This window comes from Vibrio sp. Makdt (assembly GCF_027587015.1).
Lineage (GTDB): Bacteria > Pseudomonadota > Gammaproteobacteria > Enterobacterales > Vibrionaceae > Vibrio > Vibrio chagasii_B.
The window spans coordinates 150,709-159,517 of the sequence record NZ_JAPPTH010000013.1 but is presented as its reverse complement, the minus strand read 5'-3'; the positions used below and the strand labels follow the sequence as shown (position 1 = coordinate 159,517).

7 protein-coding genes are annotated in these 8,809 nt (G+C 45.3%); 6 read left to right on the top strand and 1 reads right to left on the bottom strand.

The annotated features are described in order from the left end of the window. Positions 1 to 354 precede the first annotated feature (354 nt). From OH460_RS17055 to OH460_RS17030, 6 genes are all read left to right on the top strand, one after another. Positions 355 to 2,082 carry a dipeptide ABC transporter ATP-binding protein gene (locus OH460_RS17055; protein ID WP_061033079.1) on the top strand — a complete coding sequence of 576 codons (1,728 nt, stop codon included), beginning with the start codon at positions 355 to 357 and terminating at the stop codon, positions 2,080 to 2,082. A 94-nt stretch (positions 2,083 to 2,176) separates the two neighbouring features. Then, positions 2,177 to 3,730, top strand: a complete 1,554-nt coding sequence (locus tag OH460_RS17050) for an ABC transporter substrate-binding protein (RefSeq protein WP_102425727.1) — start codon at positions 2,177 to 2,179, stop codon at positions 3,728 to 3,730. A gap of 177 nt (positions 3,731 to 3,907) precedes the next feature. Next, the gene (locus OH460_RS17045; RefSeq protein WP_239829185.1) at positions 3,908 to 4,885 is read left to right on the top strand and encodes an ABC transporter permease; all 978 of its coding nucleotides are present in this window, start codon (positions 3,908 to 3,910) and stop codon (positions 4,883 to 4,885) included. A gap of 2 nt (positions 4,886 to 4,887) precedes the next feature. After that, complete coding sequence (locus OH460_RS17040; protein ID WP_269998909.1) at positions 4,888 to 5,826, top strand: ABC transporter permease; 939 nt, start codon at positions 4,888 to 4,890, stop codon at positions 5,824 to 5,826. Positions 5,827 to 6,013: 187 nt separating this feature from the next. After that, positions 6,014 to 6,985, top strand: coding sequence for an SPOR domain-containing protein (locus tag OH460_RS17035; RefSeq protein ID WP_269998907.1), 972 nt, complete (start codon positions 6,014 to 6,016; stop codon positions 6,983 to 6,985). A gap of 217 nt (positions 6,986 to 7,202) precedes the next feature. Beyond that, on the top strand, positions 7,203 to 8,444 hold the full coding sequence (locus OH460_RS17030; RefSeq protein WP_269998905.1) for an NADH:ubiquinone reductase (Na(+)-transporting) subunit B: 1,242 nt from the start codon (positions 7,203 to 7,205) through the stop codon (positions 8,442 to 8,444). 65 nt (positions 8,445 to 8,509) lie between these two features. Here OH460_RS17030 and OH460_RS17025 read toward each other — a convergent pair whose 3' ends face one another. Further along, positions 8,510 to 8,773: a DUF6482 family protein gene (locus tag OH460_RS17025; RefSeq protein ID WP_008218593.1), complete on the bottom strand. Its 264-nt coding sequence runs from the start codon at positions 8,771 to 8,773 to the stop codon at positions 8,510 to 8,512. Positions 8,774 to 8,809: the final 36 nt, after the last annotated feature.

Genomic DNA, 8,809 nt, shown 5'->3' with positions numbered 1-8,809 from the left:
TCTATAGTGTTAATTGTTTTTTGGAATAATTATTTGTTTTTAGTGATTGGTAGTGAGATCTGCTCTCTACCATGGCTTTAGCTCTACAAGTAAGTTGTGGTAAGGGGTTTGTGAGTATTTATTACCACTAGTATGATGCTGTTTTTTCTTACTATATGCTCTTGTAGTGAATAGTTATGTGGTGGTTTTGCTTGTTAAGCGTTTAATGTCGACTTTTTATCCTATTTTTGTTGCTTTTCTGTGAATTATTTGCCAAATTGTCAACCGTATAAAATATCAGAACAATATTCTGGTAAGAATGGATTCAATTTTGCAGACAGGGCAGAAAGCTGCCAAAGCAGTAGAGGTCTGGTAATGTCACTTTTAGAAGTAAAAAATCTTCGTATCGAATACCCATCTCGTCATGGAGTTCACGCCGCAGTTAAATCGCTTTCGTTCAATATTGAACGTGGTGAGATTGTTGGTGTTGTAGGCGAATCTGGTGCTGGTAAGTCAACGGTAGGTAATGCTGTGATCGATTTGCTGAGCCCTCCCGGCCGCATTGCTAGCGGCGAGGTATTTCTGGATGGCGAAAAAGTCTCTGGCTTATCTCCTGAACAGATGCGTTCTGTTCGCGGCTCAAAGATTGGTTTTATCTTCCAAGATCCAATGACGTCTCTTAACCCTCTATTCACCGTAGAACAGCAGTTAAAAGAAACGATTCACGCCAACATGAAGGTTTCCGATCAAGAAGCCTATGAGCGTTCCCTCGACTTGATGAATCAAGTAGGTATTCCACAGCCGGAAAACCGCTTAAAACAGTATCCTCACCAATTCTCTGGCGGTATGCGTCAGCGTGTGGTTATTGCGATTGCATTGGCAGGTGAACCTGACCTTATCATCGCAGATGAACCAACCACCGCACTGGATGTATCTATCCAAGACCAAATTTTAGGTTTGATTCGCGATCTATGTATTAAGAAAAACGTAGGTTGTATGTTGGTAACGCACGACATGGGCGTGGTATCTAACGTAACCGATCGCGTAGCTGTAATGTATCGTGGTGACTTGGTTGAGTTTGGCCCAACAGCCAAAGTGCTTGGTACGCCAGAACACCCATACACACACAGCTTGATCTCTGCGGTTCCGCGTTCAGACCGCAAACTCGACCGTTTCCCACTTGTGAGCTACATAGAAGAAGCACACGAGATGGAACCACTTGATGTGAAAAATCACTGGTTGGGTCAAAGCCAAGATCACCGAGATTACACTGGTCCACTATTAAATGTTGAAAACGTAAACCTGCGTTTCACCACTAAAGATTCATTCTTTGAGAGCCGTCGTGAGTACGTACAAGCGTCGAACAACGTGAGCTTTGAAGTACATGAAGGCGAGACATTTGGTTTGGTGGGTGAATCCGGCTCTGGTAAATCAACGATTGCTCGTGTCATTGCTGGTTTGTACGCACCAAACTCGGGCAAGGTAACGTTTGAAGGCGTTGACCTGACTGGCCTGAAATCTGAAAAAGAGCGTCGCCCTATGCGTCGTCAAATGCAGATGGTCTTCCAAAACCCTTACACATCAATGAACCCTCGAATGAAGATATTCGACATCATTGCGGAACCTATTCGATTCCATAAGCTTACTCGCAACGAAAATGAAACTCGTCAGATCGTGAACGACCTGTTAGAGCACGTTGGTTTAGGAAAAATGGCTGGGGTGAAGTACCCACACGAATTCTCAGGTGGTCAACGTCAGCGTATTTCTATCGCTCGCGCTTTGGCGACTCGCCCACGTCTTTTGATTTGTGATGAACCAACATCGGCACTGGATGTGTCGGTACAGGCTCAAATCCTTAACTTACTAAAAGACTTACAAGACGAGCTAAACCTAACCATGCTGTTCATCAGTCACGATTTACCGGTTATTCGCCAAATGTGTGACCGTGTTGGTGTGATGCAGATGGGGACACTATTGGAAGTTGCGCCTACAGAGCAGCTGTTCCAATCACCTCAGCATGAATACAGCAAACAACTGATTTCTTTAATGCCTGAATTTACAGGTTTAAGAGAAGAAAAAGCAGTGGCACAAGCCGCGGTATAAAAATCAGCAGGCTGGAGTTTAGCTTGCTAACAACAATAAACAGACGCAAATACAACAACTAGGGATCTGGATTCCCGCATGAAGGAGTTATGCAATGAAAACCATGAAAAGCAAATTAGCAGTAGCTTTGATGGCAGCTGGCCTAAGCTTTAGTGCAGCAGCAGCAGATATTACCGTTGGCTACGCAGCTGACCCAGTATCACTTGACCCGCACGAGCAGCTGTCTGGTGGCACACTGCAAATGTCTCACATGGTGTTTGACCCTCTAGTACGTTTCACTCAAGAGATGGATTTCGAAGGCCGCCTAGCATCTAGCTGGGAGCGTGTTGATGAAACGACTTTCCGTTTCAACCTACGCAAAGGTGTGAAATTCCACTCTGGTAACGAACTGACTGCTGATGATGTTGTGTGGACTTTTGAACGTCTACAAGCTTCTCCAGACTTTAAGTCAATCTTCACGCCATACGAAAAAATGGTAAAAGTGGATGACTACACAGTTGAGCTAGTATCAAAAGCGGCTTACCCACTAGTACTACAAACAGCAACTTACATCTTCCCAATGGACAGCAAGTTCTACTCTGGTAAGACAGCGGAAGGTAAAGACAAGTCTGAGCTAGTTAAGCACGGTAACTCGTTCGCTTCGACTAACGTTTCAGGTACTGGTCCTTTCATCGTAACGCAGCGTGAGCAAGGCGTTAAAGTAACGTTCGAACGTTTCAACGATTACTGGGACACAGAGTCTGAAGGTAACGTAGACAAGCTAACACTTGTACCAATCAAAGAAGACGCAACACGTGTTGCTGCACTTCTTTCTGGTGACGTAGATATGATTCACCCAGTAGCACCAAACGATCACAAGCGTGTTAAGAACGCTAAGAACATCGATCTGGTAACGCTACCTGGTACTCGTATCATCACGTTCCAAATGAACCAAAACAGCAACGAAGCACTTAAAGATGTTCGCGTTCGTCAGGCGATTGTTCACGCAATCAACAACGAAGGCATCGTTAAGAAGATCATGAAAGGCTTCGCAACAGCTGCTGGTCAGCAAAGCCCAACAGGCTACGCGGGTCACAACGAAGAGCTAGTTCCTCGTTACGATCTTAAGAAAGCGAAAGAGCTGATGAAAGAAGCGGGCTACGAAGATGGCTTTACGCTAACTATGATGGCACCAAACAACCGTTACGTGAACGATGCGAAAGTAGCGCAAGCGTCTGCGGCAATGCTATCTAAGATTGGTATCAAAGTTGATCTTAAGACTATGCCTAAAGCACAGTACTGGCCTGAGTTTGATCTATGTTCTGCTGACATGATGATGATCGGCTGGCACTCAGATACTGAAGATTCAGCGAACTTCAACGAGTTCCTAACAATGACTCGTAACGAAGAAACTGGTCGTGGTCAATACAACTGTTCTGGTTACTCAAACCCAGAAATGGATGCGATTGTAGAAGCTTCTAACACTGAAACTGACCCAGTTAAACGTTCTAAGATGCTGAAAGGCGTTGAAGCAACACTATACAACGACGCTGCATTCGTACCGCTACACTGGCAAAGTGAAGCGTGGGGCGCGAAGTCTAACGTAGGTGCTGCAGACATCGTAAACCCAATGGTTATGCCTTACTTCGGCGACCTAGTTGTAAAATAATCTAGCTTGCTAGAATCGAGAGCCTGAGCTTTCAGGCTCTCTAATTATTAAGAAATAGATTTAAGTTTAGGTATTTGGTCTTCCTTCAGTCTGGCTAAATACCTTTTTTAAGACTGAATTTTTGTTATCTAGTCGCGGATTTCGATTAGATAGTCATGGATAGATAAGGGGCAAGGAATGGTTACGTTTCTGGTCAAGCGCCTGTTTCAGGCACTGATAGTGATGTTTGTGATCAGTTTGGTGGCGTTTGCCATTCAGGATAACCTGGGCGACCCGTTGCGTGAGTTAGTCGGTCAATCTGTGTCAGAATCGGAGCGTCAAGCGCTGCGTGATGAACTCGGCTTAAATGATCCCTTCATTACAAAATACACTCGCTTTGTAGGCGCTGCTCTACAAGGTGATCTTGGTACTTCATATTTCTTTAAACGCCCAGCTGTGGACGTAATCTTAGATAAGCTAGTAGCAACGCTTGAACTTGTGTTTGGCGCTTCTCTGATCATCGTTTGTCTGTCGATTCCACTTGGCGTTTATTCTGCAATACACCCAAAAAGCTTCTTCACTAAACTGGTGATGGCGGGCAGTAGTGTCGGCATTTCTGTGCCTGTTTTCTTAACCGCAATCATGTTGATGTATGTATTCTCCATTGAATTAGGTTGGCTGCCGTCGTTTGGCCGTGGTGAAACGGCAAACTGGTTTGGTTGGGAGTCTGGCTTCTTAACGATAGATGGCCTTGCGCACTTAGTGCTGCCGAGTATTGCTCTAGCATCTATCATGCTGCCTCTGTTCATTCGTCTAGTTCGCTCTGAAATGCTCGAAGTTCTTAGCTCTGAGTACATCAAGTTTGGTAAAGCGAAAGGCTTAGCGCTGAACAAGATTTACTACCAACACGCTCTGAAAAACACAATGCTACCTGTACTAACGGTAGGTGGTGTTCAGATTGGTACTATGGTGGCTTACACCATTCTTACTGAAACCGTATTCCAGTGGCCGGGCACCGGCTTCCTATTCCTTGAAGCGATTAACCGAGTGGATACACCACTGATTACCGCATACGTTATTTTCGTTGGTCTTATCTTCGTAGTAACGAACACCATTGTTGACCTGCTATACGGCATCATTAACCCAACAGTGAACATCACAGGGAAAGGAGCATAATCATGGAACAAACTACAACAGCTCCATCTCGTTGGGAGCGATTTAAGCAGTCAGACATTCTGTACTACTTCTTACGTGATAAAGTGGCAATGTTCAGCTTTGCTGTTTTCACTGCTTTCTTGGTGATGGCATTGGCGGCACCTATTCTAGCGCCAACAGACCCGTATGACGTGACGTCTATCGACATCATGGACTCTGAGCTACCACCGTCTTGGATGGAAGATGGCGAAGAGCGTTTCCTACTGGGTACCGATGAGCAGGGTCGTGACATTCTATCGACCATGCTTTACGGCTCTCGCTTATCACTGACGATTGGTTTCCTAGCCGTTGGTCTACAACTGACTCTAGGTATCATTATTGGTCTGTCTGCGGGTTACTTCGGTGGTCGTATCGATAGCTTCTTGATGCGTTTTGCTGATGTTCAGCTTTCGTTCTCAACCATGATGGTTGCGATCATTGTCTCGGCTATCTTTAAGGCGAGTTTCGGCAGTGACTTCTACGCGCAATATGCGGTAGTGATGCTGGTGGTGATTATCGGTATTGCCGAATGGCCACAATATGCTCGTACGATTCGTGCATCAGTATTGGCTGAGAAGAAGAAAGAGTATGTAGAAGCGGCACGCGTGATGGGCTTCAGAGCACCACGCATTATGTTCCGTCATATTCTACCGAACTGTTTATCGCCAATTTTGGTTATCTCTACGGTACAGGTGGCAAATGCCATCATGTCAGAAGCGGCACTTTCTTTCCTAGGTTTGGGCCTACCGATAGACCAACCGTCACTGGGTGCACTAATCAGTACAGGTTTTAACTACATTTTCTCTGGTGCGTGGTGGATTACAGCCTTCCCTGGTGTCGTATTGGTGACGCTAGTACTGGTGATAAACCTGCTGGGTGACTGGTTACGTGACGTGTTTAACCCTAAAATTTATAAAGGGTGATAGCTTGGTTTGATTTTTAGTAAAAAAAATCACTAAACTAAGAGCCGTAAGCAATTACGGCTCTTTTTTTGCTTAATGGATCTTGAACTAAGTATCATTGATAGTGTCAATAATACTTAAAATGGAATTCATGTTTTATCGACATTAATTCGGTAACAATTAACCCGTGAGGGTTTAAGTGGTGGTTATGAAATTGACAATGAATGATGTATGTCGCGCTGTGACTAGAAATTATCGTATGGGGCTTATTGCTGCATCCCTCTTGGTATCGAGCCAAGTTAATGCAGAATCGGTTTTATGTGATGCTACTCAGGCAAGTACCAATCAATTACCACAGCTAGAGCAATCATGTCCGATCGGTAAGGGTGTTTGGGGGAATAAAGCGCCTAAACGTCATTCAGATAACGAGCTGTTTTGGGTTCAATGTGGCTTGCTGAACAAGCCTTTGTCACTGAGCCAAGCAAAACCTCTTTATGGCAAAATTTCGACCAACGTATGGATGAAACCTGAGGGTGGTGATTATCGTTGTTTGATTGGTCCTTACTCTACATTTTCAGATGCAAGAAAAGATCTAGCTCAGGTTCGTAAGGTGCCAGGTTATGGCGAAGCCTTTATTCGTATGGTTGATAAGTCGCAGACCTCATCACAACCTATCGTGGCAAAAGCGGCCGAGCCTAAAGCAGCAAAACCGACACCGGTTAAGGCTCCTGTAAAACCTGCAACTAAGCCTGCGGCGAAACCCGTAGCTGCGAAGTCAGCGGCAGCAGTGACCAGTGCGGCTGCCATTCAGGCATTGCCAAGTGGTGGCAAGAATTCAGATAACGATCTAGAGATTGAAGTTCGCGTGACGGCAAATGTTGCCGGTAGCCAATATGCGATCCCTTACCTGCTAGACCATGAGCAGCAGTTTTACATGGAGCAAGGTAAGCCTTGGAGTCGTTTGGATTACGGTAGTGCAGAGCTGGTATGTAATAAGATCAACATGAAGCTGATGACTGAAAAGCAATGGCAGAGCATCCTAGGTTCAAAAGTGATGGAAAACCAGAATTGGCCAATGCATCTACCTTATTGGGGAGCGGATAAGAAAGGCCTGTTCACTAATGGTAACGTAAACCAACTCAAAGGCTCTTCACTACTTAACGTGATGTGTGTGAAGTAACACGTTGGATTGAAACCTTACTTAAGCCTCAGCGATTGCTGGGGCTTTGTTGTTTTTAGGCCTTGTTATTTAAAGGTTAGGACGTGCTGTTAAGTAGTCTATAGGTAGCCGATGGCAGACATCTTTAAATGAATTTGATCAAAAAGCACTAAAAATTGCTCAAATAGTGCAGTTGATGCGTAGAAAACCATAACTCAGCAACAAGGTGATTGAGATTATGAGTTTGAAAAAACGATTAGAAGATGTGGCTCCTAGCTTCGAAGCGGGGGGGAAGTACGAAAAGCTCTACCCAGTGTATGAGGCATTTGCGACCATATTTTACACGCCAGGGAATGTGAACCGAGGTATAACCCATGTCCGGGACAGCATTGACCTAAAACGGATTATGATTCTGGTGTGGCTAGCCACTTTCCCCGCGATGTTTTGGGGTATGTACAACGTAGGTCATCAATCCGTGATGGGGTTAACCGCTACCTATTCCGGTGCTGAGCTTGCTTCTATCATCGACAGTAGTTGGCGCTTATCGTGGGCGTTTGGTGATGCACCGTCCTTGGTAGCAAGCGGCTGGGGAAGTCAGATGTTCTTGGGGGCGCTCTACTTCTTACCTGTTTATGCCACCGTATTTGTGGTGGGGGGCTTCTGGGAAGTTTTATTTGCCGTTGTGCGAAAACACGAGGTGAATGAAGGCTTTTTTGTAAGCTCGGTACTGTTTGCACTTATTCTTCCGCCAACTATCCCGCTGTGGCAAGCCGCTTTGGGTATCACCTTTGGTATTGTTGTTGCCAAGGAGTTGTTCGGAGGTACAGGGCGAAACTTCCTCAACCCTGCACTGGCGGGGCGAGCGTTTCTTTACTTTGCTTATCCTGCCAATATGTCCGGAGGCTTGGTATGGGTTGCCGCTGACGGCTATTCAGGAGCGACACCGCTCAGCCAATGGTATGAAGGTGGTGGCTCGTCGCTGATCAATAACATGACAGGTGAGGCCATCACTTGGATGGATGCCTTTATCGGTAATATTCCCGGCTCGATGGGTGAAGTGTCTTCACTACTCATTATGTTGACCGGTGTGATTCTTATTGTCATGAAGATTGCGTCTTGGCGCATTGTAGCTGGTGTGATTGTTGGGCTTGTGGCGACCTCGAGCTTACTAAACTTGATTGGTTCAGATACTAACTCAATGTTTTCGATGCCGTTCTACTGGCACTTTGTATTAGGTGGCGTCGCGTTTGGCACCTTCTTCATGGCGACCGACCCGGTATCTGCCGCCTTCACTAATAACAGTAAATGGGCCTACGGGATTCTGATAGGTGTGATGACGGTCGGTATTCGAGTGCTCAATCCCGCGTATCCAGAAGGCATCATGCTCGCTATCTTATTTGCGAACCTGTTTGCTCCGTTATTTGATTTCATTGTGAAAGAACAAAATATTAAGCGTAGGCAAAAACGCATGGCACGTTAATGCACTAAAGAAAAAGGCTTGCCGATGTGCAAGCCTTTCTATTGATAAAGAAACATAAAACCCATTCAACTCCACTTCAAATCAATCTCAAATGGTTGAGTACTGCCACAGTGTTCACCACACATCTCATCGTAAGCGCTGTTATGTATCAGCGTTGCTGACGATACACCTTGATCACTAAAGTGGTCACGCGCTTGATTGACACTCAAAAACTTCATCGGGTGCTGGTGGTCGTCTTTAATTAACCGCTTTTGCTCGCCAATGACCTGGTAAGCTAGGTAAATCCCGCCTTCAAATGATTCGATTAGTAGATTCATCACAAACTCCATTTTTCTAGTTAGGTGAATATTGGTGTTACGTCGAAT

Bases quoted from the DNA above. Each gene is read 5' to 3' on its own strand.
- OH460_RS17025 (WP_008218593.1), bottom strand. From the start codon at position 8,773: ATGGAGTTTGTGATGAATCTACTAATCGAATCATTTGAAGGCGGGATT.
- OH460_RS17045 (WP_239829185.1), top strand. From the start codon at position 3,908: ATGGTTACGTTTCTGGTCAAGCGCCTGTTTCAGGCACTGATAGTGATG.
- OH460_RS17055 (WP_061033079.1), top strand. From the start codon at position 355: ATGTCACTTTTAGAAGTAAAAAATCTTCGTATCGAATACCCATCTCGT.
- OH460_RS17035 (WP_269998907.1), top strand. From the start codon at position 6,014: ATGAAATTGACAATGAATGATGTATGTCGCGCTGTGACTAGAAATTAT.
- OH460_RS17050 (WP_102425727.1), top strand. From the start codon at position 2,177: ATGAAAACCATGAAAAGCAAATTAGCAGTAGCTTTGATGGCAGCTGGC.
- OH460_RS17040 (WP_269998909.1), top strand. From the start codon at position 4,888: ATGGAACAAACTACAACAGCTCCATCTCGTTGGGAGCGATTTAAGCAG.
- OH460_RS17030 (WP_269998905.1), top strand. From the start codon at position 7,203: ATGAGTTTGAAAAAACGATTAGAAGATGTGGCTCCTAGCTTCGAAGCG.